The organism is Kribbella sp. HUAS MG21, from assembly GCF_040254265.1.
Classification (GTDB): Bacteria; Actinomycetota; Actinomycetes; order Propionibacteriales; family Kribbellaceae; genus Kribbella.
The window spans coordinates 7,228,458-7,255,169 of sequence record NZ_CP158165.1; the positions used below are offsets into that span (position 1 = coordinate 7,228,458).

23 protein-coding genes are annotated in these 26,712 nt (G+C 70.8%); 6 read left to right on the top strand and 17 right to left on the bottom strand.

Annotated elements, in window-relative coordinates; genetic code table 11:
* Positions 1 to 30 precede the first annotated feature (30 nt).
* Positions 31 to 540 carry a hypothetical protein gene (locus ABN611_RS34920; RefSeq protein WP_350276562.1) on the top strand — a complete coding sequence of 170 codons (510 nt, stop codon included), beginning with the start codon at positions 31 to 33 and terminating at the stop codon, positions 538 to 540.
* Here the strand turns inward: ABN611_RS34920 and ABN611_RS34925 are convergent.
* Positions 526 to 702: a hypothetical protein gene (locus ABN611_RS34925; RefSeq protein WP_350276563.1), complete on the bottom strand. Its 177-nt coding sequence runs from the start codon at positions 700 to 702 to the stop codon at positions 526 to 528. The genes ABN611_RS34920 and ABN611_RS34925 overlap by 15 nt on opposite strands.
* Entirely contained in the window at positions 702 to 2,591 is a 1,890-nt protein-coding gene (locus tag ABN611_RS34930) for an ABC transporter ATP-binding protein (protein ID WP_350276564.1), read from the bottom strand. The genes ABN611_RS34925 and ABN611_RS34930 overlap by 1 nt, the downstream gene beginning before the upstream one ends.
* Positions 2,592 to 2,723: 132 nt before the next feature.
* On the opposite strand from ABN611_RS34930, the gene ABN611_RS34935 reads away from it, so the two are divergent.
* Genes ABN611_RS34935 through ABN611_RS34945 form a run of 3 tightly spaced genes read left to right on the top strand, consistent with a single transcriptional unit; the run spans position 2,724 to position 4,017 of the window.
* On the top strand, positions 2,724 to 3,167 hold the full coding sequence (locus ABN611_RS34935; protein WP_350276565.1) for an SRPBCC domain-containing protein: 444 nt from the start codon (positions 2,724 to 2,726) through the stop codon (positions 3,165 to 3,167).
* Complete coding sequence (locus ABN611_RS34940; RefSeq protein WP_350276566.1) at positions 3,164 to 3,499, top strand: metalloregulator ArsR/SmtB family transcription factor; 336 nt, start codon at positions 3,164 to 3,166, stop codon at positions 3,497 to 3,499. Before ABN611_RS34935 ends, ABN611_RS34940 begins: the two co-directional genes overlap by 4 nt.
* A complete protein-coding gene (locus ABN611_RS34945; RefSeq protein ID WP_350276567.1) occupies positions 3,496 to 4,017 on the top strand; it encodes an SRPBCC domain-containing protein in 522 nt (173 codons plus the stop codon). Before ABN611_RS34940 ends, ABN611_RS34945 begins: the two co-directional genes overlap by 4 nt.
* Before the next feature lie 37 nt (positions 4,018 to 4,054).
* Here ABN611_RS34945 and ABN611_RS34950 read toward each other — a convergent pair whose 3' ends face one another.
* Together ABN611_RS34950 and ABN611_RS34955 are read right to left on the bottom strand one after the other, a co-directional pair.
* Complete coding sequence (locus ABN611_RS34950; RefSeq protein WP_350276568.1) at positions 4,055 to 4,819, bottom strand: enoyl-CoA hydratase/isomerase family protein; 765 nt, start codon at positions 4,817 to 4,819, stop codon at positions 4,055 to 4,057.
* Between the two features lie 24 nt (positions 4,820 to 4,843).
* The gene (locus ABN611_RS34955) at positions 4,844 to 6,442 is read right to left on the bottom strand and encodes an ABC-F family ATP-binding cassette domain-containing protein (RefSeq protein WP_350276569.1); all 1,599 of its coding nucleotides are present in this window, start codon (positions 6,440 to 6,442) and stop codon (positions 4,844 to 4,846) included.
* 106 nt (positions 6,443 to 6,548) lie between these two features.
* Between ABN611_RS34955 and ABN611_RS34960 the strand changes: the two genes are divergently transcribed.
* Positions 6,549 to 7,448: a neutral zinc metallopeptidase gene (locus tag ABN611_RS34960; protein ID WP_350276570.1), complete on the top strand. Its 900-nt coding sequence runs from the start codon at positions 6,549 to 6,551 to the stop codon at positions 7,446 to 7,448.
* A gap of 54 nt (positions 7,449 to 7,502) precedes the next feature.
* On the opposite strand, the gene ABN611_RS34965 is transcribed toward ABN611_RS34960, so the two are convergent.
* The 13 genes from ABN611_RS34965 to ABN611_RS35025 form a co-directional block, all read right to left on the bottom strand.
* Entirely contained in the window at positions 7,503 to 10,535 is a 3,033-nt protein-coding gene (locus ABN611_RS34965; protein WP_350276571.1) for a hypothetical protein, read from the bottom strand.
* 21 nt (positions 10,536 to 10,556) lie between these two features.
* A complete protein-coding gene (locus tag ABN611_RS34970; protein WP_350276572.1) occupies positions 10,557 to 11,486 on the bottom strand; it encodes a hypothetical protein in 930 nt (309 codons plus the stop codon).
* A gap of 108 nt (positions 11,487 to 11,594) precedes the next feature.
* Positions 11,595 to 12,239: a hypothetical protein gene (locus ABN611_RS34975; RefSeq protein WP_350276573.1), complete on the bottom strand. Its 645-nt coding sequence runs from the start codon at positions 12,237 to 12,239 to the stop codon at positions 11,595 to 11,597.
* Between the two features lie 19 nt (positions 12,240 to 12,258).
* The gene (locus tag ABN611_RS34980) at positions 12,259 to 13,020 is read right to left on the bottom strand and encodes a Tad domain-containing protein (protein ID WP_350276574.1); all 762 of its coding nucleotides are present in this window, start codon (positions 13,018 to 13,020) and stop codon (positions 12,259 to 12,261) included.
* Positions 13,007 to 13,456, bottom strand: a complete 450-nt coding sequence (locus ABN611_RS34985) for a TadE family protein (RefSeq protein WP_350276575.1) — start codon at positions 13,454 to 13,456, stop codon at positions 13,007 to 13,009. The genes ABN611_RS34980 and ABN611_RS34985 overlap by 14 nt, the downstream gene beginning before the upstream one ends.
* Before the next feature lie 11 nt (positions 13,457 to 13,467).
* On the bottom strand, positions 13,468 to 13,905 hold the full coding sequence (locus ABN611_RS34990; protein WP_350276576.1) for a TadE family protein: 438 nt from the start codon (positions 13,903 to 13,905) through the stop codon (positions 13,468 to 13,470).
* Positions 13,906 to 13,913: 8 nt separating this feature from the next.
* Positions 13,914 to 14,132: a hypothetical protein gene (locus tag ABN611_RS34995; RefSeq protein ID WP_350276577.1), complete on the bottom strand. Its 219-nt coding sequence runs from the start codon at positions 14,130 to 14,132 to the stop codon at positions 13,914 to 13,916.
* Positions 14,133 to 14,244: 112 nt separating this feature from the next.
* A complete protein-coding gene (locus ABN611_RS35000; protein ID WP_350276578.1) occupies positions 14,245 to 15,165 on the bottom strand; it encodes a type II secretion system F family protein in 921 nt (306 codons plus the stop codon).
* The gene (locus ABN611_RS35005; protein ID WP_350276579.1) at positions 15,162 to 16,067 is read right to left on the bottom strand and encodes a type II secretion system F family protein; all 906 of its coding nucleotides are present in this window, start codon (positions 16,065 to 16,067) and stop codon (positions 15,162 to 15,164) included. The genes ABN611_RS35000 and ABN611_RS35005 overlap by 4 nt, the downstream gene beginning before the upstream one ends.
* Positions 16,068 to 16,071: 4 nt before the next feature.
* Positions 16,072 to 17,382, bottom strand: a complete 1,311-nt coding sequence (locus ABN611_RS35010) for an ATPase, T2SS/T4P/T4SS family (RefSeq protein WP_350276580.1) — start codon at positions 17,380 to 17,382, stop codon at positions 16,072 to 16,074.
* A complete protein-coding gene (locus tag ABN611_RS35015; RefSeq protein ID WP_350276581.1) occupies positions 17,379 to 18,185 on the bottom strand; it encodes a hypothetical protein in 807 nt (268 codons plus the stop codon). Before ABN611_RS35015 ends, ABN611_RS35010 begins: the two co-directional genes overlap by 4 nt.
* Entirely contained in the window at positions 18,185 to 18,922 is a 738-nt protein-coding gene (locus ABN611_RS35020; protein ID WP_350276582.1) for a hypothetical protein, read from the bottom strand. The genes ABN611_RS35015 and ABN611_RS35020 overlap by 1 nt, the downstream gene beginning before the upstream one ends.
* A 75-nt stretch (positions 18,923 to 18,997) precedes the next feature.
* Positions 18,998 to 19,456 (bottom strand): hypothetical protein, encoded by a 459-nt coding sequence (locus ABN611_RS35025; RefSeq protein ID WP_350276583.1) that lies wholly within the window; start codon positions 19,454 to 19,456, stop codon positions 18,998 to 19,000.
* 147 nt (positions 19,457 to 19,603) lie between these two features.
* Here ABN611_RS35025 and ABN611_RS35030 point away from each other — a divergent pair, with 147 nt between their 5' ends.
* Positions 19,604 to 26,680 (top strand): hypothetical protein, encoded by a 7,077-nt coding sequence (locus ABN611_RS35030; protein ID WP_350276584.1) that lies wholly within the window; start codon positions 19,604 to 19,606, stop codon positions 26,678 to 26,680.
* The last annotated feature ends 32 nt before the right edge of the window (positions 26,681 to 26,712 follow it).

Consider the following 26,712-nt stretch of genomic DNA (forward strand, 5'->3'; position numbering starts at 1 on the left):
TACCGACTGGTAAGCACCGGAGGTGGCACGATGTACGACGTCGTACTGCTCGTCGAACAGGAACTGTCCGAGCCCGACGCGAAACGCGTCGTCGAACTCCATCAGGACATGCCCGAGCCGGTCACATACCACGTGCTCGTGCCCTGCCACAACGCTGAGGCCGGTGTCGAGGCCTCGATCAGCGCCCTCGGTACGGCGGACCTCTACGGCCCGGGTCTCGCGGGTCAGCGACAGGATCTGGCCGAGGCGCAGAAGGCCATCGACTCCGAGGCCAAGGGCTGCAGCGGCCGCAGCGTGCAACGGCTGCGCGACCTCGGGCAGCGCGCCGAGGGCGGCATCTCGCACGACCGGCCGATCGACGCCCTGGTGGCGACCGTCCAGGCCGTCCACGGTCAGGAAGTCATCATCCTCACCCGGCCGCACATCGTGGCGGAGTTCTTCCACCTCGACTGGACCAACTCGGCGCGCCGGCACCTCGGCGTACCGGTCCTGCACCTGCTGGAGCACGACTCGAAGCGCGCCTCGTCAATGCGGAAGTAGCACCGCGTACGTCACCCCGGCCGCGAGGCTCGCGATCAGCAGCGACAGCGTGGTCCGGAGGGCGTGTGCGCCGCTCCGGCCGTAGTGCCGCCCGTCCTCGGAGTGGTACGCGACCTTGAAGCCCGCGTACCCGGCCGCCAGGACCAGCCCGAACTTGATCATCAGACACCTGCCGCCGTGCCGGACTCACTGAACTGCGTGCGATACAAGTCAGCGTACTCGCCGCCCGCGGCCAGCAACTGCTCGTGCGTGCCACGCTCGACGATGTTGCCGCGGTCAACGACCAGGATCTGGTCCGCGTTCCGCACCGTCGACAACCGGTGCGCGATTACCAGCGACGTCCGGCCCTCCAGCGCGGTGTCCAGCGCCCGCTGCACGGCGACCTCGGACTCCGAGTCCAGGTGCGCGGTCGCTTCGTCGAGGACGACGATCCGCGGTGCCTTGAGCAACAACCGCGCGATCGCGAGTCGTTGCCGCTCGCCACCGGACAGCCGGTGCCCGCGATCACCGACCACGGTGTCCAGCCCGTCGGGCAACTCGGAGACCAGCTCCCAGATGTGCGCGGCCCGCAGCGCGGCGATCATCTCGTCCTCCGTCGCGCCGGGCTTCGCGTACTGCAGGTTCGCGCGGATCGTGTCGTGGAACATGTGCGCATCCTGTGTCACGTACCCGATCGTGTCGTGCAACGACTGCAGCGTCACGTCCCGTACGTCGTGCCCGCCGACGCGGACGGCGCCGCCCGTGACGTCGTACAACCGGGCGACCAGGTTGGTGATCGTCGTCTTGCCGGCGCCCGACGGCCCGACCAGCGCGACCATCTGACCGGGCTGTACGACGAAACTCACGTCCTCGAGGACCTGCGCGGAGACCCGCTTGTCGAGCACCGCGACCGACTCCAGACTCGCCAGCGAGACCTGCTCGGCCGTCGGGTAGGCGAACGCGACATGGTCGAACTCGACACTCGCCGCGTCGTCCGGCAGCGCCCGCGCGTCGTCGGCGTCCTTGATCATCGGCTCCAGGTCGAGCACCTCGAAGACCCGCTCGAACGACACCAGCGCGGTCATCACGTCGACGCGGACGTTCGAGAGCGCGGTCAGCGGACCGTACAGCCGGCCCAGCAGCGCGACGAGCGCGAGCAGGGTGCCGACGGTCAGCGACTCGCGGACCGCCAGGTTGCCGCCGACGCCGTACACCAGCGCCGTGGCCAGCGCGGCGACCAACGTCAGGGCGGTGAAGAACACCCGGCCGAGCATCGCGATCCGGATCCCCAGGTCGCGGACCCGCCCGGCACGCTCGCCGAAGTCGCGGTTCTCCAGGGCGGGGTGGCCGAACAGCGTGACCAGCAGCGCTCCCCCGACGCTGAACCGCTCGGTCATCGCGGTCGACATCTCGGCGTTCAGGTTCATCTGCTCCCGGGTCATCGCGGCCAGCCGGCGGCCGAGGATGCGCGCCGGGACCAGGAAGATCGGCAGCAGCAGGATCGCGACGACGGTCAGCTGCCAGCTCAGCGCGAGCATCGCGCCGACGACCAGGATCAGGCTGATCACGTTCGAGACGACGCCGGACAGCGTCGAGGTGAACGCCTGCTGGGCGCCGATCACGTCGTTGTTGAGCCGCGACACCAGCGCGCCGGTCTGGGTCCGGGTGAAGAACGCGACCGGCATCCGCTGCACGTGGGCGAACACCCTGGTGCGCAGGTCGTAGATCAGTCCTTCACCGATCCGCGCGGAGAACCAGCGCTGCACCAGCCCGAGGGCCGCCTCGACGACCGCGAGCAGCGCGACCACGAGCGCGAGCGCGGTGACCAGGCCCGCGTCCCCCTTCGCGATCCCGTCGTCGACGATCTTCTTGAACAGCAGCGGCGACGCGATCACCAGGAACGCGGAGGCGACCACCAGCACGAGGAACGCCGTGATGTGCCAGCGGAACGGCCGGGCGAACCGGACGATCCGCCGCAACGTGCCCTTCGCCAGCTTCTGCCCGACGACGGACATGTCCTGCCGCCGCCAGCTCATCCCCGGCATCCCGCCGCGCATCATCGGTCCGGACATCCGGCTCCTCCCTGTCGTGAACCTTCATAACACTCGAGGTCGGCCGACGCTTCCCGCAACTTTTGGTTGCGCATCCGGAAGACCTGGTCTAGAGTCACATGCAACCAAAGGTTGCGAAAGGAATGAGCGGCAATGACCAGGAGCATCGAGCGGGAGATTCGGATCGAGGCGGCGCCGGAGGTGGTCTACCAGGTGCTCAGCACCCCGGAGCACCTGCGCGAATGGTGGCCGGACGAGGCCGAGCTCGACGCCGCCGTCCCGGGCGCCACCGGGTCCGTCGGTTTCCGGCAGGCCGAGGGGATGAAGAACGTGGCGTTGACCGTCGTCGAGGCCGAGCCGCCGCGCCGGTTCGCGTTCCGCTGGGACTACGACGCCGAGGTCGCCACCGCGGAGAACTCGCTGCTCGTGACCTTCGACCTGGTCCCGGTCGACGGCGGCACGCTGCTGCGGTTCGCCGAGACCGGGTACGACGTGGCGGCCAAGCCGGACGCCGTCCTCCAGGACCACGTCAGCGGCTGGGACTACTTCCTGCCGCGGATCGCGCCGTACGCCGCCAAGCTGACCCAGCGGCCGTGATCGACGACGAGCTCTGGTCGGCGATCGGCGACCCGACCCGGCGGCGGATGCTCGACCTGCTGCTGGCGGACGGCGGCGGTACGGCGACCGGTCTCAGCGAGCGCCTGCCAGTCACCCGGCAGGCGGTCGCGAAGCACCTCGGCGTCCTGGACAAGGCCGGGCTCGTGCACTCCGCACCGTCCGGGCGGGAACGCCGCTACACCGTGGACGAGGCCCGCCTCGCCCGCGCGATCGAACAACTCGCCGACGTCACCCAGGCCTGGGACCGCCGGCTGCAGCGCATCAAGCGGATCGCCGAGGCGATCGAACAGCATGAGAGGAAACAGCAATGAGCGAGCGCAGCGAGCGACCAAAAGACACAGCCGACCTTGTCGATCGTGCCGGAGCCGAGCGGCAGCGAGGCGGAGGCACGAGCGACATCTTGCACCGGGTCGGCGTGATCGCGCCGCTGAAAGAGGTCCACGCCGCCCTGACCACGATCGACGGGCTGGCCGGCTGGTGGACCGAGGACACCAAGGGCGATACCGACGGCGTGATCGAGTTCCGCTTCGCCAGCGCCGGCGGCGACGGGTTCGACATGAAGGTCCTGGAGGCCGCGCCGGAACTGGTCCGCTGGGAGGTCGTCGGCGGGCCCGAGGAGTGGATCGGCACCCACGTGAGCTTCACGCTCTCGCAGGTCGACGAATTCACGATCGTGCTGTTCAAGCACGAGGGCTGGCGAGAGCCCGTCGAGTTCATGTACCACTGCAGCACCAAGTGGGCCACGTTCCTGATGAGCCTCAAGCAGTACGTCGAGACGGGCAAGGGCGACCCGGCGCCGAACGACGTCCTCGTCAGCAACTGGCACTGAAACTTCCAACTATCGACCATTTGGAAGCATTCTTCGCCTAGCTGAACGCGGCCAGGAGCTCCTTCAACCGGCGTTCCTGAGCCTCCCGCTCGGCCTTCAGCTGGTCGTCGTACGAGCGGTCCGCGGCTCCGAGGAGCAGTGCCTTGGTCTCGCGGATCGCTCCGGGGAGCGGGCCGAGCAGCGCGTCGGACAGGTCCTTGACCGTCGCCTCCAGCTCGTCCGCCGGTACGACGATGTTCGCGAGGCCGAGCTCCTTCGCCTCCGCGGCTTCGACCCAGCGCGTCGTCGTGCAGATCTCCAGCGCCCGCGAGTACCCGACCAGCTCGACGAGCGGCTTCGTGCCGCCGAGGTCCGGGACCAGGCCGAGGGACGGCTCGCGCATGCTGAACTTCGCGTCGGGCGTGACGACCCGCAGGTCACACGCCAGCGCCAGCTGGAAACCGGCACCCACCGCATGGCCCTGCACCGCGGCGATGCTGACGATCTCCGGCCGCCGCAGCCACGAGAACCCGGACTGGAACCTCGCGATCAGCTCCAGCACCTCGTCGGTCGGCTTCGCGCCGAGCGTGAGCAGCGGCTCCTCGCCGAGGTCGTTCTCGCCCATGATCAGCCGCCGGTCGAGCCCGGCCGAGAACGACGGCCCCTCCCCCGACACGACCACCACGCGGACGTCGGCCGGCAACGACGTACCGAAGTCGGCCAGCGCGCTCCACATCGCCGGAGTCTGCGCGTTGCGCACCTCGGGACGATCCAGCACCACCCGGGCCAGCGGCCCGTCCACCGTCATCCGCAGACCTGTCATGGCGCGGATATTACCGGGAAGTAATCAGGCGAGCGAGATCAGGTCGGCGTACTCGTTGGACCAGAGGTCCTCGACGCCGTCCGGGAGCAGCACGACACGCTCCGGCTCCAGGGCCTCGACGGCGCCCTCGTCGTGGGTGACGAGCACGATCGCGCCGGTGTACGAGCGGATCGCGTTCAGCACCTCGGCGCGCGAGGCCGGGTCGAGGTTGTTGGTCGGCTCGTCGAGGAGCAGCACGTTCGCCGCGGAGACCACCAGGGTGGCCAGCGCGAGCCGGGTCTTCTCGCCGCCGGACAGCACGCTCGCGGGCTTGTCGGCGTCGTCGCCGGTGAACAGGAACGAGCCGAGCACGCTGCGGGCCTGGGTCTCGTTCAGGTCCGGGGCGGCGGACTTCATGTTCTCCAGGACCGTCCGGTTCACGTCCAGGGTCTCGTGCTCCTGGGCGTAGTACCCGAGCTTGAGGCCGTGGCCGTCGACGACCTCGCCGGTGTCGGCCTTCTCGATGCCGCCGAGGATCCGCAGCAGCGTGGTCTTGCCGGCGCCGTTCAGGCCGAGGACGACGACCCGGGACCCCTTGTCGATCGCGAGGTCGACGTCGGTGAAGATCTCCAGCGAGCCGTACGACTTCGACAGCTCGCGCGCCATCAGCGGGGTCTTGCCGCACGGCGCCGGCGTCGGGAACGCGATCTTCGCGACGCGGTCCGACTGGCGCTCGTCCTCGAGCGAGGCCATCAGCTGCTCGGCGCGCCGGAGCATCTGCTGGGCGGCAGTCGCCTTGGTCGCCTTGGCGCGCATCTTGTTCGCCTGGTCGACCAGCTGGGACGCCTTCTTCTCCGCGTTCGCCCGCTCGCGCTTGCGGCGGCGCTCGTCGGTCTCGCGCTGGCTCAGGTACGCCTTCCAGCCGACGTTGTAGATGTCGATCTCGGCGCGGTTCGCGTCCAGGTGGAAGACCCGCGTGACGGTCTCCTCGAGTAGGTTCACGTCGTGGCTGATCATGATCACGCCGCCGGCGTACGACTTCAGGAAGTCCCGCAGCCAGATGATCGAGTCGGCGTCGAGGTGGTTGGTCGGCTCGTCGAGCAGCAGCGTCTCGGCCTGCGCGAACAGGATCCGGGCCAGCTCGACGCGCCGCCGCTGACCGCCGGACAGGGTCGCCAGCGGCTGGCCGAGGACCCGGTCCGGCAGGCCCAGGTTGGCCGCGATCCGGGCCGCCTCGGACTCCGCGGCGTACCCACCGGCGGCGTGCAGGTCGGCCTCGGCGCGCTCGTACCGCCGCATGCCCTTGGCGCGGGTCTTCTCGTCCGCGCTGGCCATCGACTTCTCCGCGCTGCGCATCCGCCGTACGACGTCGTCCAGGCCGCGGGCGGACAGGATCCGGTCCCGGGCCAGTACGTCGAGATCGCCGGTGCGCGGGTCCTGCGGCAGGTAGCCGATCTCGCCCGACGACGTCACCGTCCCGCTGGCGGGCAGGCCCTCACCGGCGAGGATCTTGGTCAGCGTCGTCTTGCCGGCGCCGTTGCGGCCGACCAGCCCGACCTTGTCACCGGGACCGACCCGGAACGACGCGGGCGCGAGCAACTGACGGGCACCGACGCGAACCTCGAGATTGTTGACAGTGATCATCGGGGGTCGCAGGCGTCCTTACGCTGGGCTACGGGCTGTGATTCGGGCGGCGGGCAGTGTCACGGACACGCCGAAATCCCCCGCTCCGAGGTCTAGTGTAGGTGGCGTGAAATTCAATCCGGACGCGGATCTCGACACCAGCGGTATCGAGGACACCCGCGGGAGTGGCGGCGGCCGCGGCGGGCTGCCGGGCGGGATGATCCCGGTCGGCGGCGGCATCGGCGGCATCATCCTGCTGATCGTGATCGTGCTGCTGACCGGCGGCCTGCCAGGCGGAGGTGGCAGCGACGAGCCGGTCACGCAGAACACGGCGCCGGGCAACCTGAGTTCCTGCCGGAAGGGCACCGACCTGCAGACGAACTCGGACTGCCGGTTCGTCTTCTACCAGAACTCGATCGAGAGCTTCTGGGCCGCGGAGCTTCCCCGGCGCGGGAAGAAGTACACCCGGGCGCCGATGCGGGTCTTCGAGGGCTCGGTGAACACCGGCTGCGGCCCGGCGACCAGTGCGGTCGGCCCGTTCTACTGCCCGCCGGACATGCGCGTGTACCTCGAGCTCGGGTTCTTCGACACGCTGGAGCGCGATCTCGGCGCCCGCGGCGGCGAGTTCGCCGAGGCGTACGTCGTCGCGCACGAGTACGGGCACCACATCCAGAACCTGTACGGCTACCTCGACCGGATCCGGACCCGCAACGGCCCGATGTCCGACGCGGTCCGCTCCGAACTCCAGGCCGACTGCCTGGCCGGCATCTGGACCAACCACGCGACCACCGTCCCGGGCCGGAACGGCAAGCCGCTGATCACCGAGCTCACCCAGGACGACATCGAGCGCGGCCTCGACGCCGCCGCCGCGGTCGGCGACGACCGCATCCAGCAGAAGACCCAGGGCCAGGTCAACCCGGAGAGCTTCAGCCACGGCACCGCCGAACAACGCATGCGCTGGTTCTCCAAGGGCAAGGACTCCGGCGACATGACCACCTGCGACACCTGGTCGGCCGACACCCTCTGAGATACGGAACCGCCCCGTACTCGGCTTCGAGTGCGGGGCGGTTGCCGTTTGCTGTCAGGCGACCTGGGCGGGGCGGTGGTAGCCGGGGAGGAGTTCGTCGACGAGGGCGTCGGTCTCCGCCTCGGGGCCGCGGGGGCCGCCGTGTTTGGTGAGGGCGGCGTACATCTGGCCGGCCACGTTGGTCACGTCGGCGGTGGTGCCGAAGTGGGCCGCCAGGCGGAGGGTGGCTCGCCACAGTTCCTCCGAGGCCGGCGAGAAGCTCAGGCCGGTCTGGAGCGCCGTACGCGCTGTGTTGCCGTCGTTGTGGTTGAGGGACGCCTCGGCGAGCCGCAGTGCGGCGTCGACGACGGCCTCGGCCATCCGGCGCTCGATGCCGGACGCGGCCAGCCACGAGTAGCGGCCGCCGGGCAGGTTCGACCAGGCGGGGCCGTGCACCAGGCTGAGCGCCGTCGACAGCGGACCGCGCGGGTCCTCGACCATCGTCGCCTGCTTGGCCAGCGTGCGGAACACGTCCCAGTCGACCCGGACGACGCTGCGGTTGAGCATCCAGCGGCCCGACTCGTCGGCGTACATCGCGTCCACACCCACCCAGCGGCGGGTGTGCTCCAGCGCCGCGTCCCGCAGTTCCTGGCTGATGCCGCGCGGCCAGATCGCGCCGGCAAGCACGTTCGGGTGCACGCCGTAGTCCTGGCTGGCCAGGAACGCCACGATCTCGGTCGAGAGCGCGACCCGGCCCTCGTCGATGGTGCCGCGCGCGTCCACCTCGACCGGCCCCAGCAGGTCGACCTCGACCGGCGCAGGCTGGCTCAGGTCGGTGGTGGAGAACTCGTACGCCGGCATGTCCTGCTCCGACCGGCGCTTGTCGCGGGCATCCGCCTCGGCCGCGTCGAACAGCGCGACCAGGTCGGCGAACTGCTCCGGGTTGACACTGTGCGCGTCCACCTCGAGGCCCAGCAGCCGGCAGACAGCCTGGTTCTTCTCGTCCACGACGAATCGCCACGGCGCGTTCAGCACGTCGCCGACCACGACCACCGCGATGCTGCGCTTGCTGTCCGCGGCCAGCCGGTTCAGCTGGTCCTGCTCCTGCGGCGACGGCGGCGCGGACAGGAAGATGATCTCCGCACCCCACAGCGCCGCGTCCGGATGCGTCAGCCGGGCCTCGGCCACCGAACCGGCGTTCCGGCGCTGGCAGGCCTGGACCTGCGCCTCGGTACGGCGGGCAACCTCGGCCATCGCGTCGTCGAGACGGACCCAGTAGCTCAGCCGGGTCGGCGCCAGCGACGACAGGTCGTCGCCGAACCCGACCATGCTGATGTGCGCGCCCTCGGACCACAGGTTCGTCGCCAGCTCGACCGCGAGCGAACCGACCACGTCGCGGGACGCGTTGTTCACGCCGCCGAACGCGACGATCCCGTTCGCGGTGTCGATGTCGACGAGCACGGTCGCGCCGTCCGCGTTCTGGCCGACGGTCACCAGCGTCGGGTACGGCGCCGGCGCGTTGACGTCACCGGTCGGTGCGTACGCGCGCCGCAGCGTCCAGCGGGTGCCGTCGGCGATCGCCTGCCACGGACCGGGCGGGTCGGGCTGCGCGCCGTACGGGTCGAGCACGAGCGTGAGCGCCCGGTCGGTCACCAGCGCGGCTACCACCTTCGGCATCGGGCGCCCGACCTGGGTCATGTCGGAGCCCAGCTTGCGCAGGGCGTTGTCCACGAACTGCGCGGTCGGGACGTCGGAAGCCAGCCGCAGGCCGACCTCGGTCTGCCGGTGACCGGCAGCCTTCGGGCCGGGGCCCTGCGCCCAGCCGCGGCGCCGCTTCAGCGCCAGCGCAAGACCGGCCGCCAGCACCGTCGCGCCGAAGCCGAAGATGCCGGCCTCCTGCAGGCCGATGCCGTTGCCCTCGGCCACGACCGGGGTCGCCTCCGGCACCTGGGTACCGCCGCCGGCCGGCTCGCCGCGCTGCGGCTGACCGGTCCCCGGAGCGTGCGGCTCGACGGTGACGCTCGGCTCCCCCGGCTTGACGTTCTTGGCGCCCGGGTCGCTCTTCGAGCTGCCGATCCCGACCGTGGAGCCCGGCTCGATGCCCTGTTCCGAGAAACGGCTCGGGGCGCCCGGCTTCGAGACCGGAGTACCGGTCTTCGTCTCCGTGCGGGTCTCGGTCCGGTTCTCGGCGGTGGTCGTCGGCTTGGACGTGGTCCTGGTCTCGGTCGGCGTCTTCGAGCTGGCCGGCTTCGTCACCGCCTTGGTGTGGTCGCCGATGCTCACCCGGACCGTGTGCACGCCGGGGCCCTTGGCGTCGGCGGGCAGCCGCACCTGCCAGCCCGGCAGGATCAGGTCCGGGTTGGTCAGCCGGCGGCCGTCCGGCTGCAGCTTGTTCTTGTTGAGCTCGTAGATCTCCTTGTACCGCCGGCCCTCGCCCAGGTACCGCTCGGCGATGTCCCACAGGCAGTCGTAGTTCCGGCCCTGCGGCGGGCGGACCTCGGTGTACTTGACGACCTGACCCTTGTGGTCGCTGTTCGTCCGTACTCCGGTCGTGGTCTTGCTGTGGGTGCCGGTGAGGACCGTGCTGGCGGCCTCGGTCTGGCGGAACTGCGACGTCGCGGACTGCTCGTCGCCGTGCCGCACGCTCACCGAGGTCGGCGCGGCCGGACCGCTCGTCGTGGCCGCGCTCGCGACCGGCAGGCTGACACCGGCACCGGCGGCGATCAGGACGACACTGCCGATCAACCGGCGCGCCAGCGCCTGGGAGCCGCCGCCCAGCGGCACACGTGGTGACAGGCCGAGGCCGCGGACTTCCGCGACCGCTTCGGCGATCAGGCAGATCACGAAGTGCAGCCAGGCGACCCAGATGAAGAACGCGATGATGCCGAGCACCGTCTCGATGCTCAGTTCGTCGAACAGCATGCTCTTGGTGGGCATCTGGTCCGGCCACGGCGTACCGAAGAACCGCAGCAGCACGTACGGCACACCGCCGACGATCGCGAGGATCGCGAGCAGCGCGACGAAGCCCTTCAGCCGGTCCGCACCGGGACTGCTCGACCGCCGCTGCGGCAACCTCGCCGCGCGCACGGGCTCATTCGTCCTTACCATCGCTCCTCCATACCCCCACCATCAGCCACCGATAGCCTGAGCTTCCTGCACAGGCAACCGCTGCACCGCTGTCACATTCGCCTGACCAATCGACTTCCAGCCTGTGCCCTTGCCGATCCAGTACGCGACGTCCCAGGTGATCGTCAGCTTCACCGTGTACATCGCGTCCGGCTGACTCGCGCTGGACTTCTTGTAGATGTGCTTGCAAGGGTTGATCTGGTTGTACGGATCCTTCGTCTGGTCGTACCCGTCCGGGTCGTCCACCGGGGTAACTCCGGTCGGGCAGGTGAACGGCGCAGTACCGTCGCCCGGATCGATCTTCAGCTCCACGACCATGCCGCGCATCGTGAGGTTGTGCGTCGGGTCGTAGTAGCCGCTCAGGTCACCCGTCTGTTTCAGCACCATCGAGCTGTCGGGTGTCAGCGTGAAGTACGCCGGCACGTTCACCCGCGGGGTGTACGTCGGCATGATCTGCAGCGCCGGCTCCGGATAGCTGCTCTCGAACCGCCACCAGAACTGCTCCATGTAGTCCGGGAACGGGCACTGGTCGCGCTCGGCCTGGTCGACCGGCATGTAGGCCCGCTCCAGGTGCGCCTTGGGGCCACCGTTGTAGCTGTCCAGGTCGTAGTCGGTGATCGTGATCCTCAGGACCCAGCTCTTGCCCTCCGGCGCCTGCGGAAGGCGGATGCCGTCAGGGATCTCGAAGTCCCGGCACGGCACGAACGGACGGCCGTTGAGCCGCTCTCGCCACGTGGGCGGCGGCGCCCCGTCTCCCATGTAGGCCTTGCCCGAGCTGCAGTACGCACCGAAGCCCACCGAGTTCACGTACATGCTGCAGACCGAGTTGCCGGAATGGATCGTCTCGGCACTGGCCGTCGTCGCGGGGACGGACAGGAGTAGTGCGAGTACGGCGCTCAGGACGAGCAGCGTGCGGCCTACTCGGTTGTACATCCTCACTCCCCAGTCTCGTCTACGCGCAGATTATCTTCGACCAGGGGCATCATGCCCGTTGCCAACTGCCCCGTCACCTCTTCGCAACCTGGAATCGAATGTTCCGATCTAGGCCGGATAACGCACTCCCGCGCAGTTCACACCCTTGCTCGTGGCCAGCCGGTACGGCATCCAGCCGAGCCCGGTCTTGACCATCTCGATGACCTCCGGTGAGCCGTTCGGCGCAACAACGGTCCAGTTCCGGGTCTTCGGATCCCAGTACTGCGTGCTTTGCGAGCGGCACATCTGCACGGCGACCGTGTTGCTCGGCGTGCTACGCGCGCCCACGACCACGACGCTGCCCGGAGGTTTCATGACCCAGCCGTTGCGCCTGGCGTCCTGAATGCCCTGTGACACGTCCGCGTAGAAGAAGGACGGGAAGCGTTTCTTCAGGATTGTGTCGTCCTTGGCGACCAGGGCCTGGAAGTAGAGCGGGTAGCTGGTCATGAGGCCTTGGACGGCGGGGTTGTCGGCGTAGTTCCCTGGTTGGACATAGACCTGTTTGGCGGTGGGCTTCGCGGTGGTCGCGGGTTGCGTAGGGGCCGTTGTGGTGGGCTCCGACGACGGCTGTGTGGTGGGTGGCGTGGTCGAGGTCGTCGTACCTGGGTCGCCGTTGACGGGGACCGGGCGGCCGCCGTCGGTGGAGTCCTTGCCGCAGGCGGTCAGGAGGAGGGCGCCGGCCAGGACTGCCGCGGGGAGAGCGAGACGTCGCACGGTGAGGATCCTTCAGGTTCTAACGGCTGGGCGGACCGGACGAGGAGGGCGGCTCCGAGCTCGGAGGGCCGGAGCTCGGGGGCCCGGAGCTGGACGGGTCCTCGGTCGGTGTCGGGGTCACGTTCGGTGTGCAGGTGCGCGGGAACGGGAACGGCGACAGCGTCCAGATCGGGGTCGGCGAGCCGACGGTCCAGGTCGGGCACGGCAGGTCGATCGTCGGCGGTTGCGCGGTGGTGATCGGCGCGCCGGGGCCGTCGGTGGTCGAGTTCACCACGATCGGCGGGATGGTCGGGCTGTCGTCGGCCTTGGTGACGCCCTGCTCGGCGTGCGCCTGGCCGGTACCGACTGCTTTCAGCGACTGCTTGCCGATCAGGCCGAGGAACGTGGTCTTGTTGGAGATGTCGACCTGGATCGCCACCTCCTGCTCGGTCAGCGTGGTCGGCGCGCAGCCGGTCACGGCCGGGTCGTCGGACTGCAACTGGCCGCAGAACGCCGCGATCGCGGTCGCCGCCTTCGTGGTGTCGATCTTCGCCTCGGCGACGTTCAGCTGGATCGCCGCGGCGCCGACCCGCGCGGCCTCCTGCGCGTAGCTGACCGCGCGCGACCGCGCGCCCAGCTGCCGGCCGCCGTCGATCACCAGGCCGGCGAGCGTGAAGATCATCACCGCGAGGATCGCCACGGCGGGGCTGAGCGCGCCGCGCGGGAACCGGCGGTGGTTGCGCGGCACATCGATCCGCAGGAACTCGACCAACCGGGACCGGTAGCGATCAGGAACCGTCACCGCGCACCCCCCGGTACGGGTCGACGGAGGACGTGAAGCGCTTGGTGATCTTGGTGTCGCCGCCCAGTCCGAGCAGGCCCAGGTCGCGGTAGTTGATCGTGCAGGTCACCTCGACCGACAGCGGCGTCCCCGCGGTGAACCCGGTCGTCACCCGCCCGGACGCGGAGTCCTTGCAGGACTTCACCGCCTGGCTCATCGTGCTGCTCACGGCGTCGTCGACCCGGCCCTGCGCCTCCTGCAACGACCGCGACTGGCTGGCGCCGCGGGCGCCGTCGCGGGCCGCGCTCTCCAGCAGCGAGGAGGTCTGGAAGTACCGCCCGCAGGCCAGCAGGAACATGAACAGGGCCAGCAGCACGGGCGCGAGGATCACCATCTCCAGCGCCATCGTGCCGCGCTCGCGGCGGTGCCGCCCGCGGGTCCCCAGCACCCTGCGCATCGTCCTCACACTCACTTGTCGGCGTCGAACTGCTCGATCGGTCCGGTGGCGGTCCGGCTCACCTTCAGCTTCAGTCCGGGCACCAGCGAGACGGTGTCACCGGTGACCGTGAACGAGACCATGCCCTCGGGGTTGTTGTACGACGGGAACGGCACGTTGGTGTTCTGCAACGTCGTACCGCCGAGCTGCTGGGCGTAGGACTGGATGTCCGACCGCACCTTCTCCCCCACGGCCGCGGTGTAGACGGGCGGCTGCACCAGCCGCAGCCGGGACACGCCCTCCTGTGCCGCGTTCAGCGCGACGGACCGCCCGTACAGCCACAGGGCGGTCTGGATGGATACGAAGATCAGCGCGAGGATCGACGGCGCGAGGATGGCCAGCTCGAGCGTGCTGACCCCGCGTTCCGACCGTCTCCGCCGCCTCCGCCGCGGCGCGTGCCGCCGTACCACGGTGGACGTCAGCCCTGGTCGATCTCGGCGGTGCGCTTGGTGATCACCCGCTTGACGACCACGCCGATCGCCAGCGCTGCGGCGACCAGGATCGCCGAGATGATCGCCCATTCCAGCGCGGAGGCGCCGAGCTCGGTCCGCCCCGCCCGGGCGCGGGCCCGCTGGGCGTGCGCCCGCGCCACCGCGTAGCCGGCCATGGCCCGCCAGAACATCAACTCCGAGGTCATCCGCATGCCTTCCGTGTCGTGAGGCCGAAGCAGGCCTCAGTATGCCGTGTTCGACGGACAACTCCGCCCAACGGATCCCGTGCGCTCGTCCCTGGTCCGGTCACTGTCCGGCCTAGCTCCCGAGGATGGCCGCACCGGCCGGGAACGCCAGGAACAGGAAGAACGCCGCGATCATCACCAGCTGGGCGACCAGCATCGACTGCGACCGCTCGCCCGCCTTGCCCTCCACGTCGGCGAGCTCCTTGCGCCGCAGCGACGCCGCCCGGGCCAGCAGCGACGAGCGGATCTTCGCCCCCTCGTCACCGGCCAGCGCGAGCGCCGAGGCCAGGTCGCGCAGTTCCTCGACCCCGAGGTCCTCGCCGAGCCGGGCCATCGCGTCCCACGGCGTGATGCCGATCAGCCGCGCGTTGGCCAGTGCCTGCCGGATCCTGGCCATCGCCCAGTGCTCGCCGATCGTGGACGCCGTCATCAGCGCCTCCGGCAGGCCGCGGCCGCCGGCCAGGTTCATCGCGACCAGGTCCAGGAAGCTGCCGACCACGTGCCGGAAGTCCCGGCGCCGCTTCTCCGCCTCCTGGCGCAATGCCAGGTCGGGCAGGAAGAACGCGAGCACCATGAACGCCAGCGTCACGATCGCCGGCGTCGCGCCCGGCGGCGTCAGCCCGATCGCCGAGAACAGGAACAACACGATCGGGATGAAGATCAGCGCACCGAGCGCGAAGAACACCTTGGTCGCGAGCATCGCGGCGAACGGCTGGTTCATCACCGCGAGGTCGCGGCGCAGCTTGCCGAACGCCCAGCCGCGCGCGTTCGCCTCCGCCTCCAGCCGCCGGCCCAGCGATTCCCGGGCCCGGTCCACGCCGCCCAGCACCCGCTCGCCGGCGGCGCTGGTCGTGGCGCCGCTGCTGTACCCGCCGCGCCCGGCGTCGATCCGCGCGATCGTGGACAGCACGTTCGCGCGCGGCTTGATGAACATCCGGATCAGTACGTAGACGCCGAGCCCGGCGATGCCGCCGGTGATGAAGGCCCACGTCATCCGCTCACCACCTCCATCCGCTCGTCACCGGACCGGCTCAGCCGCTGGTCCTTCGCCATCCCGATCAGGAACCGCTCCGGCACCTCGATCTTCGCGAGCCGCCGCAGCCACAGCAGGCCCAGGGCGTAGAGCGCGATCACCACGGCCAGCACGACCTGCCCGACGAAACTCGTGTACGGCGCCATGTACGTCGGGTTGAACAGCACCAGCCCCGCGGCCATCAGCAGCGTGATCGCGACCACGACCTGCACGCTGCGCCGGGTGGACCGGCGTTCAGCGGCGACCTTCCGCCGTACGTCGAGTTCCTCGCGGGCCGAGTCGGCCAGCGCGCTGAGCACCTCGCGCAGACCGGGTCCGCGCAGCCGGGCGTTCAGCACCAGGGCCGCGACGATCAGGTCGGCGGAGGGATCGTCGAGGTCGTCGGCGAACCGCATCAGGGCCGACGGCAACGGTTCGCGGATCCGCAGCCGGTCGACCAGCAGGTTCAGGCCGGGCTTGATCGCCGGCGCCGCGTTCACCGCGGTGGCCGGGATCGCCTGTTCCAGGCCGACCGCGCCGGCGATCGTGTCCCGCAGCGCCTCGGTCCAGGTGGCCAGGGCCTCCAGGCGGTCGATCGCCCGGCGCTCCTCGCCGGTACCGCCGAAGAACCGGTCCGCCATCGCGGCGAGCAGGCCGAGCGCGACCGCGAGCACCAGCCAGCGGGTCACCACCAGCACCAGCAGGCCGACGGCGACGCCGACGCCGAGCCGCACCATGTTCTTGCGGTTCTCGGCGCTGCGGTTGCGGAACAGCGACGGTGTCTCGTCCTTCGGCTCGGTACCGCGGATCGCGACGATCAGCAGCAGCACCGCGCCGCCGACCACCGCACCGCACAGCAGCGCCAACAGTGTCCGGTCGCTCATCGCATCACGCCCAGGTTCCGTGCACGAGCGGCTGGTACCCGAAGTGCTCGAGCTCGTCCATGCACGCGATCGGCGCGTGCGCCGCGGCGCGGCCGTCGGGTCCCGGCGCGAACACCTCGCCGGACAGCACCCGGCCGTCCCAGCCGGTGACCTCCCGGATGCTCTCGACGTACCGGCTCAGGCCGCCGCCGCGCGCGTAGTCGTTGTGCTTGCGGACGAACACCACGAAGTCCAGCGCGCCCGCGATCAGCATCTGGGTGGCGTCCATCGGCAGCCGCTCCATCGCCTGGATCGCGTAGGTGCTGATCCGGTTGAACACCTCCATCGAGCTGTTCGAGTGGATCGTCGACAGCGAGCCGTCGTTGCCCTGGCTCATCGCGTTCAGCATCGTGACGATCTCGTCGCCGAGCACCTCACCGACGATGACCCGCGACGGGTTCATCCGCAGCGAGCGGCGGACCAGGTCGGCCATCGTGACCTCGCCGACGCCCTCGGAGTTCGGCAGCCGCTCCTCGAACGCGACCACGTTCGGGTGCAGGTCCTTGAACTCCCCCAGGCCGAGCTCGAGCGAGCGCTCGACGGTGATCAGCCGCTCGTGCGGCTGGATCTCGTTGGCCAGCGCGCGCAGCAGCGTGGTCTTCCCGGAGTTCGTGGCGCCCGCGATCATGATGTTCTTGCGCGCCGCGACCGCCGCCCGCAGGAACGAGCCGACGTCGTCGCTCATGGTGCCGTTGGCCACGAGGTCGCGCAGGAACACCTTGCCCAGCCGGGCACGCCGGATCGACACCGCGGGACGGGCGGTCACGCCCATCACGGCCGACAGTCGCGAACCGTCCGGCAGCCGCAGGTCCAGCTGCGGGTTCGCCGAGTCGAACGGGCGGCTGGTGAGGCCCGCGTGCGCCGCGAGCACCTGGATCAGCTCGACCAGCTCGTCGTCGCTCTCGGCGACGGGACCCGGCGTCTCCTCGCGGCCGTCGCCGTACTGCACGAAGACCTGGTCGCACCCGTTGATGTCGATGTTCTCGACCTCGGGGTCGTCGATCAGCGGCTGCAGCCGGCCGACACCGAACAGCGCGGAGTGGATCGCGCCGGCGATCTGCGCGTCGTCGTCCGGCGTCGGCGGCGTCCGCCCCTCGGCCAGCTCGTAGCGCGCGTGGTCCTCCAGCACCTGCACGATCAGCGATCGCGCGTACTCGCGCTCGTCCTCCGCGCTCATCGGAGGTACGCCGTTCACCTGGTCGCGACGGCGCTGCTCGTTCAGTCGCTCGGCGACCTGCACCCGCAGCCGGCGCACCAGCTCCTGGTCCGCGCTCACCGGTAATCACCCGGTGGCGGCGGGAACGCGGCGTTCGCCATGTCGAAGTCCTGCGGCGGCGGCGCCGCGACCAGGGCCGCCATCTCGGCCGTGATGGCGCTCGCGGACCGGATCAGCTGGGTCTTGTCGAGCCGGCCGTGACCGCGCCCGTCGAAGAACGCCGCGCCGGCCGGGTCGTACGCCAGGTGCCAGCGGTGCCGCACCGGCAGCGACATCGCGTCCAGCACGGTCCACACCTGCTTCACGCCGTCGCGCTGCTTCGGGTCGGCCACCACGACCACACCGAGCTGGGCGTCGACGTGGTGCACCAGCGTCGACAGCCGCTCGCGCAGGTGTGCCACGGACGAGCCGGTCGCCGTACACACCAGGACGACGAGGCGCGCGGACTGGATGACCGGGAGCTGCGGCGACGAGGCGCCGATCCGCCCGCAGTCGGCCAGGACGTCGCCGTGCTGCATCTGGTTGAACGAGATGCCGAGCGGGTGCCAGAGCCCGCCCATACCGCCGACCTGCTCCGGCGAGCGGACCCCGAGCAGTACGTCGAGACCGCCGTCGAGCTGCTGGCTGTGCGCGAGGATCACCTCGTCGCCCAGGCCCTTGCGGCTCGCGGCCGCGAGGCTGACCAGGCCGCGGTCGGAGTTCAGCGGCGCGCCGCCCTGGCCGGTCATCCGGATCGCCACGTCGCTGCCGGCCGGGTCGCACTCGGCCAGCAGCACCTGCCGCGGCCAGAGCGCACCGAAGACCAGGCTGGCAGTCGTCACCCCGGGCGAGCCCTTCGCGCTCGCCAGTGCCACGAGAGCCATCAGTTGGACCCGCCGTTGCGCGAGACCTCGGGCTTCGTCCCCGGCGACAGCTTCACCAGCACCAGGGTCTTCGCCGCCGCGGCCGCGGCGACCGGGTTCACCTTGTCCGAGGGGATCAGGATCGTCACGTTCAGCGAGCTGTTCGCGCTGGTCTTGCTGTCGGTGATGGCGCCGGCGGACGACGTCACCTCGGCGGCGCTGACCAGCGGCGTCGCGGCGCCCTCCTGGTTGGCGCTCGGGACCCGGATGACCGTGACGATGTCACCGACCTTGAGCCCGTCTGATGGCGCCCGGCCGGCCTCGAGGCTGACACCCACCAGCGCACCGCCGGCCGGGATCGGCGCCTGCCCGTCCTTGGTGAAGTTGGCGGGGGTGACGAACTGGTCCTTGTACAGCCAGCTGGTGGTGTACCGGCCGACGTACTTCTCGGCCTCGGACCACGGGATCAGGCCGCCGGTGGCGCCGGCCAGGTCACCGCGGGAGAAGTCCTTGGACTCGATCTTGTGCCCGGGCGGCAGCGCGTCCGCGGAGATCGCCACGAAGTCGGAGCGGTTGCCGCTGTTCAGCGCGATCAGTGCGGAACCGGCCGCACCGAGCAGGATCAGGATCACGGCGAGCGCGGCCAGCGCCGGACGCCGCTCGCGGCCGCTCGGCAGCCGGGTCGTGCCGCCGGCGGCCGGCCGGCCCGCGGCCCGGGACCCTTGGGAAGAAGAACGCGTGGAGGACGAGAGACTCACCCGCCTACCGTAATGGCAGCGAGGTGCCAATCGTGCCAGTGGCCCGGCGACAACGCGGCGACAACTTTGGTGCCGTTACCGGGCCGCGACCCGGGCGACTTCGCCGGGCGTGAGCAGCTGGTTGAAGCTGCCCGGACCGCCGTACAACTGGTCCAGATAGGTGTACAGCGCGCGCAGGCACAGCCCGATCTCGCGCTCCCATCGCGGCCGCGCCTCCAGCCACGTGACCAGGTCCCGTCCCTCGGCCAGCGTGACCGCGGCGTTCACCGGCTGCACCAGCCGGTCCGAGTCCGGGTCGGGCTCGATCCGCGGGCCGCGGACCTTCTGGACCGCCGCGGCCAGCACCGAGAGCTCGTCACCCGTGAAGAAGTAGTCGAACCCGGTGCCGTGCAGCTCGTCGAGGTACTCACAGAGCGCCTGGAAGAGCTCGATCCCGTCGTACTCCGGTCCGTCGCCGGCGTGGTGCCGCAACTCGGCCACCGTGCTGCGCGCCTCGGGGATGTTCCACTCGGAGTCACCGAACTTCTCCCACATGCAAAGGATCCTAGGTGGCCGGTTCGGGGTAAATCGTTAACAGTCTGGGTGAATCGAGTGGCTGGCGGGTAACCGATTGTTTGCTACATTCCGGAACCAGGGGGTCCAGATGACAACTGGTGAGCATCTGGGCACTGACGGGAGGCGGTGATTCGGCTGACCACATCGACGTTGTCGGCCGCGGACGCGGCGGTTCGCGCGCGGTGGGCCATCGGATACGCGCTCGGGATCCTGCACCCGTCGGCGGTGCCGCTGCGGGACGGCCGGGTCCGCCTGGGCCGCCGCGACGACCTCCTGGCCGCGGACGCGCTGCAGGCGCTGGAGGAACTGCTGTCCCGCCGCGCCGCGGACCGCGTCAGCGACGACCGCCTGCTCGCGGAGGCCGTCGGTGTCCTCGGTTCCGAGGTCGCCCGCGCCCGGGGACAGGTGCCTGGCCGCGGTGCGACCGACGCCCTGGACCGGTATCTGCGGGGCCCGGGGCTCGACCAGTCCCGGCGTACCGAGGGCGAAGCGATGCTGCGCGTCGCGCTCCGCAGCGCTGCCGCGAACGACCCCGAGGCGGCCGCCCGGCTGCGCACGATGACGGAGCCGGCAACGACGGCGATTCCGTCGGCGATCACTGCCGCCTCGAGCACGATCAGCCGCGAGGCCCGACTGCTCGGTGTGAGTCCCCAGCCCACCACCCGACGCGGCCGGCACCGCGCGCAGGTCGGCAGCAGGCACCGGAGTGCGCAAGGGCGGCGCGTCTGGACGTCACAGGTGCGCGGTACCGGACTGGTCACCGGCAGGCGCCCCGATTCCCAACCCGCGCTGACCGAGACGCACGCGCTCGGTGTGCTGGCCGCGATGAACCAGCTGGATCTGGCCGCGGCGGTGACCGATCAGCCCGTCGTCGACCTGGCGTCCCAGCAGGCTGTGCTGCGGACGACGGCCGGCGACGTGCCGCAGCACGTCCGCGTCGAGATCGGCGAAACGACGTTGGGGGCGCTGGCCCAGGGTGTCGTGCGGTCCGGTACGGCGAACGATCCGCACGTCCTGCGGATCTCGTCCGGCCTCGCCGACGAGCAGCTCCGCACTGTCTGGACTCACCAGCTGACGCTGATGACCCAGGAAATGGCCGCCGCGCAGGCGGAGCGCCCGCGCGGCGTGCTCGGCAAACTGCGCTCGGTCTTCGGCCACGAACGCCGGGACCGCCGCCTGCAGGCCGACCACGCGGCCTTCCAGGTCATGCTCCGCGACTGGCACGAGGCCCGCGCCGAGACGCTCGCCACCGGCCGGCCGAGCGGAGCGCGCAGCCTCGAGGACCTGCAGAAGGACCTCGAAGGTCTCGCCCGGACGATCAAGCGCCACGGCGGCGCCGAGCCCGCCCTCCCCTGGACCGCCGGCGCGGTCGCCGACCCGGACGCCGCCGCGTTCGGGATCGCGGCGGCGCGGGCCGAGGCCGAGGCGAAACCGGCACGGAACACACCCGCCCACCTGCGAGCCCAGGTCGTCACCCAGATCGCCGAACTCGAGAAGGCCGTGGCGGGCCTCGAGACGGACGCGAGGACGAAGCGGGACAGCTCACGGGCCGCGACCGACGAAGCCGTCGGGAAGGAGCGCGAGGCCGCGGCGGAGGAACAGCAGCGCGACCTAGCCGCGCCCGAGCGCGCCCGGGTGCTGGGTGTCGCCGCCGAGTCCGCCCACAACAAGGCCCGCCGGCACACCGAGATCGCCGACGGCTACGAGCAGGCCGCGGGTGCCGCGCAGCAGGCCCTGGACGGCTACCGGAACCTGCTGGCCGAGATCGACGCCGGCGCGTCCCCGGCCCGCCTGGCCGAGTTGGCCGGTACGGCGGAACGGCAGGCGCTGGCCTACCGGCGCAGCGTCCAGAGGTCGGTGCCGGACCCGACGCTGCTGAGGACGGGCCAGCCGGAAGGCCCGCGGTTCGTCCTGCCTGTGGACAAGATCCACCAAGGTCTCGCGGACCAAGGCATCACCGCACAGCTGCCGACGCGCGGGCCCGGTCCGATGGCGGCGGCGGAGTACCGGCGGCTGGTGTCGGCGGACGGCATGGTGATCACGCTCGACACCCCGCCGGACGCCGACGTCGAAGACGTGCCTGAGCTCCGCCTGATCATGGAGGCGGACGACGTCCACGAGGTGCCCACTCCCGGCTTCCGGATGGTCGAGCAGATGGGCGGCACGCTCGGCGAGGGCGGCACCAGCGTCGGCACGACCGACACGCACTCGACCAACTTCAACGTCGGGGTGAACCTCGGACCGCTGCTGGCCCTGGCCGCACCCGGTACGCCGCTGCACGCGGCCGCGCAGCTCGTCTCCCCCAAGGTCGAGGTGTCGCGCGGCCGCTCGCTGGCGGAGAGCAGCGGGGCCACCGCGCACCACCAGTCCGGCTGGGTCGACGACAACCGCGGCGAGTCGCTGCTCTACGGGTGGACCGGCAAGCTACGGGTGGAGTACCGGAAGTCCCCCACCGAGCCCTGGGCGCCGGTCACGACGATCGACGCCGGCCGGCAGCAGACCTGGGTCTCGAGCGCGTACACGGTCAAGGCTCCGACGGAGACGGTCTCGCTGGACGAGCTCGGCCACGGCGACCAGGTCACCGGCGAGTTCCCGCGGCACGCGGTCACGAGCATCAGCGGCCTGCAGGACGTCACCGACCGCCTGGTCCGCCGGGCCCAGCAGCAGTACGGCGGCCTGGACCGGGTCTCGTACAACCACATCGCCGGGCTGATGATCAACGACTCGCACCGGCTGCTGCGCGAGATGAGCCAGCCGGGCGGCATCACCCGGCAGATCCCGTCCGGCGGCGAGACGGCGTACGAACTCACCTGGGAGGTCGAGCCGGTCTGGAGTACGGCCGAGCTGGTCGGCGAGTCGAGCGCGGAGATGTGGCAGGAAGAGGTCCTCGTCGACTTCGCCGGTCTGAACGCGGGCCAGACCTTCGGCACGTCGTCCTCCGGGACCGCGTCCGTCGGGTTCCCGGGCACCTTGGACAAGGCGCACCCGCTGGGCGCCGCGACCGTCCTGAACGACGTGGCCGGTACCGGGGTGAACGTGTCGCCCAGCGTGTCGGCCGGGCGCAACGTGTCCCGGTCCGGCGGCCAGAGCGTCAGCGTCACCTCGATCACCCCGGCCGTGAACCGCAACCAGGGTCCGACCCAGGGCGTGCTGGTCGGGCTCAGGGTGCGCGCGACGCTGCGCAAGGTCGGCGACCCGGCGGCGGCGCCGATCGTCGAGAACGGGAAGGCCGAGGCGCTGCTGCGGGTTGCGGAGAACGACCTGCTGCGGGTCGGCGGCCGCGCCGACAAGGACGCCGTACGGCGGAACCCCGACGGCTCGGTGCGTACCGACGCGCAGGGCCGGGTGCTGCTGCGCGGCGACGCCGAGCCGTCGACCGTGCCGCAGACGCTGCCGCCGTCGATGGGCATGGGCGAGAACCAGTTGCGCGGTGTCGGCCGGGGGATGACGCAGAACCTCGAGGGCGCCGAGGAGACTCGGGACGAGGCGCTGGAGCAGCTGGCCGAGATGGGTCTGGTCGCGCGGCCCGGCGAGCAGGCGACACCGGAGCAGCGCCGGAACCGCGAGCGCGTCGTCCAGCAGATCAGCGCGCCGCGGATCGAAGCGGGCATCGACCAGGCCTGCCAGAGCGGCCTGATCGTCATGCTCGAGGACCGCGGACCGCTCGGCACGCCGCGCTGGCGGCCGTTCCGGCTGACGGCGACGCAGGAACACGATCCGGACACCCTGGAGTTCACGGCCGAGGGTCTCGGCGTCAGCACGAACGAGAACATCGTCCGGCTCGGCATCAGCTCGCGGGCCACCGGCCGGACGTCCGGCCGGTCCAAGTCGCTGCCGCTGTCCGCGGGTGTCGGCGGCTCGCACTCCCCGGGCGAAGGCGTCGCCGGAGGCACCGGGAAGGCGGGCGTCAAGGCCACCCGGAACGCCCTCGGCAAGAACTACAGCTGGACCGCCGGCCGCCGGGTCAACCGGGTGACGCTCAACGAGTCCACCGAGCCGCTCGACCGGTCGAGGCAGCGGATCCGGCTCAGGTTCGCGGAGATCACCGAGCACGGCGACGCGCCGCCGATCGCGGACGTCCAGGGCAGCATGGAGGTCGCCTACGACAGCTCGCTGGCCCGCGCCGCCGCTCCGGTCTTCGAGAAGAACCCGAAGCCGCCGCACCGGGCCGCCGTACAGCAGGGGATCCCGGTCGCGGTCGACGCCCGGAACGCGGCCGACAAGCTCTGCGAGGCGATCCCGGCGATCCGGGCCGACTCCACCGCGCTGCCGGCGCTCCACGAGGCGCTGGCGCCGAACAGCCTGGTCGCGAACCGCGAGTGGATGAACGGGTCGTACAAGCTGCCGTTCGTCGTGGTCCAGGCGCCGGGCAACCCGGTGCACGCACTGACCGACGGGACCCTGCTGCCGCAGGAGTACGAGATCCGGATCCGGGGCGAGGCGGTCAGCCTCACGCACCTCGCGATGAGCCAGCAGAACACCGTCGACATCAACTTCACGATGAGCGACGTCGGCTCGACCTCGGGGACGTCGGTCTCGGGCGGCGTCTCGGGCAACGCCGGCGGCGGCGCGGTCGCCGCCGACGGCACCGGGCAGTCCGGCGGGCTGTCCCTCGGCCGGACCGCCGGTACGTCGCAGTCCACCTCGACGAGCGAGACGTCGGGCGACGAGCGGCTGCTGGTGAACGCGGGCACGCACCACGAGTTCATCGAGCGGTACAAGATGACCGCGGACATCCTGCACAACGGCGAGGTGGTGCGGTCGATCCCGCTGCCCGACGCGCTGGCGCAGAAGGCGATGGCCGAGCGGCGGGCGCTGGAGCTGTACGCGACCCGCAAGCTCGACCTGCCGCTGCCGATGGTGACCGACTTCGCCGAGCGGTACCTGAACGACAAGGTCAACGTCAGCCACCGGGTGGCCACCGGGGTCCTGACGCGGTACCAGCAGGAGAAGGCGGGAGTCACCACCGGTCTGGCCGCGGAGCACACTCCGGAGCGGCTCGCGGCGAAGCTCCAGCAGCGGACCCGGGTCACGGCCTCCCACGCGTCGAGCGCCGAAGAGCGGCTCCGCAAGACCGCTGAGCGCGCCGCCGAGCAGACTGCCCAGCGGCGCGTCGTCCACACCTCGGACGTGTACCAGGACAGCCTCGGCCAGAGTCAGCTCGAGTCGATCACCGTCGAGGGCACGGAGGACGAGCTGGTCGACCTGCGCAAGCTGGTCGAGCCGCAGGTGGACGAGCTCGCGCCCGGCCTCCGCAACGCCAGCCGCCTGCTGCAGAACGCCCTGAACGTCGACCTGAGCCCGGACAGCTACCAGGGCCATCTCGAGGACATGCTCGGCGCCGACGGCCTCGAACTGCCCATCGAGGTACCGATCCAGGGACAGGAACGTCCGGACGTCCTCCTGGTCCGGGTGCGGGCCCGCTACGAGGGCGAACGCACGATGGACGGCGTACCGGAGAAGGACGACGGCACTCCCGACATCCCGCAGGAGGACGCCGGCGGCATCGGGCAGAACTACGACTACGAGTCCGTCGAGCGGTCGACCGGCCGCGCCGTCACCGTCTCGGGTGGGATCAACGGCACGACCGGCACCGCGCTCGACGCGGACGCGTCCGGCGGAGTGTCGACGGACAAGACCGTGGCGACCGGGGGCGCCCAGGGCGAGACGAACACCGGGATCGACCGCCACGGCAACTTCGACAAGATCCGGACCCACCAGAAGGTGGTGTTCACCACCGAGGTCGTGCGGCTCCGCAACGCCGGGGCGGCCGCGATGGCCAGCGCCCGCTGGAAGCTCGGCCGGATCGACCCGGCCGAGGTGACCAGCGTCTCCGCGCCCCGCGAGGTCCGCGCCGACCTGATCCAGTGGATCCCCCGCGGCGACCGGCTGGACGCTCCGCTCGAGCAGCACCCGGAACTGGAGGACCGGACCGAGCACCGCCCGATCCAGCTGCCCGAAGGCGCCGTCCCGGTCCGGGTGGCGTTGCACGGGAAGGACGACGAGCGGCAGAACCAGTTGCTCGAGAACCTGACCGGGCACCTCGAACAACCCGGCGTCCTCGGGAAGCGCGGCGCCGCGCAGTACCGGGACCTGCTCCGGGCGAACCTCAAGGCGACCGCGCTGAAGGCCAAGGCCGGCCGGTTGCTCGGCGACGGTATCAAGCTGCAGCCGATGGCCCGGCCCGGCAACGGCAGCACGATGGTGAACGTGCAGGTCAACGCGACGGCGGTCGGCTGGGAACTGCACGGCCCGGAGGTCGAGGGCCAGGAAGGCCGCGTCTGGCGGCGCCAGGAGACGTACCGGTCGTCCAGCAGCAACAACCGCCTGACCCCGCTGACCGCGACCGGCGGCCTCGACGGCGGCCTCGTCTCGGCCGGCGGCTCGATCGGCGAGCAGGTCAAGGAGCAGTCGTCGGACGCGAACGGCACCCGGCTGGAGGGCAGCCGGTTCCTCGAGGGCCAGATGGTCACGGTCCGGATCCCCTTGGTGTACGACGCGACGATCCGGACGACCACGGACAAGGGTCGTGGCGAGCCGAGCGAGCGCACCTCCACCCACGTGCCGAACATTGCCCGCGGTGAGATGTTCGTCAGGATGCTCGCGCACCGGTATCTCGAGGTGCTCCGGCAGATGGAGAACGGCGCGTCGCTGGACGCCGCGCTGGCCGACGCCCGGCTGCAGGCCAAGCCGGTCGACTTCGGGCCGCCGGACGTCACGGCGACCGAGTACGGGCAGGGGAAGTCCGGCGCGGTCTACCAGCCGTACCGGCCGTTGGTGGACGCCCTCGCCCAGGCGCGGGCCGAGCGGCGGACGGTGGTGTTGCTGGTGCAGCAGGCCGACGGCAAGGAGGCCAAGTACCAGGCGCACCCGAACGGCACCATGGTCGGTCAGGGCGACGGCGGGTTCGCCTCCGCGTTCGCGACCCTGCACCAGAACCTGGCGCTGATGGCCGAGAGCAAGGGCATCAACCTGCGCGAGCTGTACAACACGTCGTCGCCCGACGGCAGCTTCAGCGCGAAGGTCGCCGGCGAGCTGGAGAAGGCCGGCGTACCCCGCGACGTGCTCAAGGCCCTCGATTACACCACCGCGATGCGGGCGGCCAAGCCGGCCGCGGGCCAGGGCGCGCGGAACTCCGCGGCCGGCGGTGCCGGACGGACCATTTCACCAACCGGCCACGGGCCGTCGATCGGCGGCCCGTGACACCGATGATGGGCACACCCCTGTCGAGTACG

Excerpts from the sequence above, each read along its gene's own strand:
- ABN611_RS34920 (WP_350276562.1), top strand. The coding sequence starts at position 31 with ATGTACGACGTCGTACTGCTCGTCGAACAGGAACTGTCCGAGCCCGAC.
- ABN611_RS34925 (WP_350276563.1), bottom strand. The coding sequence starts at position 702 with ATGATCAAGTTCGGGCTGGTCCTGGCGGCCGGGTACGCGGGCTTCAAG.
- ABN611_RS34930 (WP_350276564.1), bottom strand. The coding sequence starts at position 2,591 with ATGTCCGGACCGATGATGCGCGGCGGGATGCCGGGGATGAGCTGGCGG.
- ABN611_RS34935 (WP_350276565.1), top strand. The coding sequence starts at position 2,724 with ATGACCAGGAGCATCGAGCGGGAGATTCGGATCGAGGCGGCGCCGGAG.
- ABN611_RS34945 (WP_350276567.1), top strand. The coding sequence starts at position 3,496 with ATGAGCGAGCGCAGCGAGCGACCAAAAGACACAGCCGACCTTGTCGAT.
- ABN611_RS34950 (WP_350276568.1), bottom strand. The coding sequence starts at position 4,819 with ATGACAGGTCTGCGGATGACGGTGGACGGGCCGCTGGCCCGGGTGGTG.
- ABN611_RS34955 (WP_350276569.1), bottom strand. The coding sequence starts at position 6,442 with ATGATCACTGTCAACAATCTCGAGGTTCGCGTCGGTGCCCGTCAGTTG.
- ABN611_RS34965 (WP_350276571.1), bottom strand. The coding sequence starts at position 10,535 with ATGGTAAGGACGAATGAGCCCGTGCGCGCGGCGAGGTTGCCGCAGCGG.
- ABN611_RS34970 (WP_350276572.1), bottom strand. The coding sequence starts at position 11,486 with ATGTACAACCGAGTAGGCCGCACGCTGCTCGTCCTGAGCGCCGTACTC.
- ABN611_RS34985 (WP_350276575.1), bottom strand. The coding sequence starts at position 13,456 with ATGCGCAGGGTGCTGGGGACCCGCGGGCGGCACCGCCGCGAGCGCGGC.
- ABN611_RS34995 (WP_350276577.1), bottom strand. The coding sequence starts at position 14,132 with ATGACCTCGGAGTTGATGTTCTGGCGGGCCATGGCCGGCTACGCGGTG.
- ABN611_RS35000 (WP_350276578.1), bottom strand. The coding sequence starts at position 15,165 with ATGACGTGGGCCTTCATCACCGGCGGCATCGCCGGGCTCGGCGTCTAC.
- ABN611_RS35005 (WP_350276579.1), bottom strand. The coding sequence starts at position 16,067 with ATGAGCGACCGGACACTGTTGGCGCTGCTGTGCGGTGCGGTGGTCGGC.
- ABN611_RS35015 (WP_350276581.1), bottom strand. The coding sequence starts at position 18,185 with ATGGCTCTCGTGGCACTGGCGAGCGCGAAGGGCTCGCCCGGGGTGACG.
- ABN611_RS35025 (WP_350276583.1), bottom strand. The coding sequence starts at position 19,456 with ATGTGGGAGAAGTTCGGTGACTCCGAGTGGAACATCCCCGAGGCGCGC.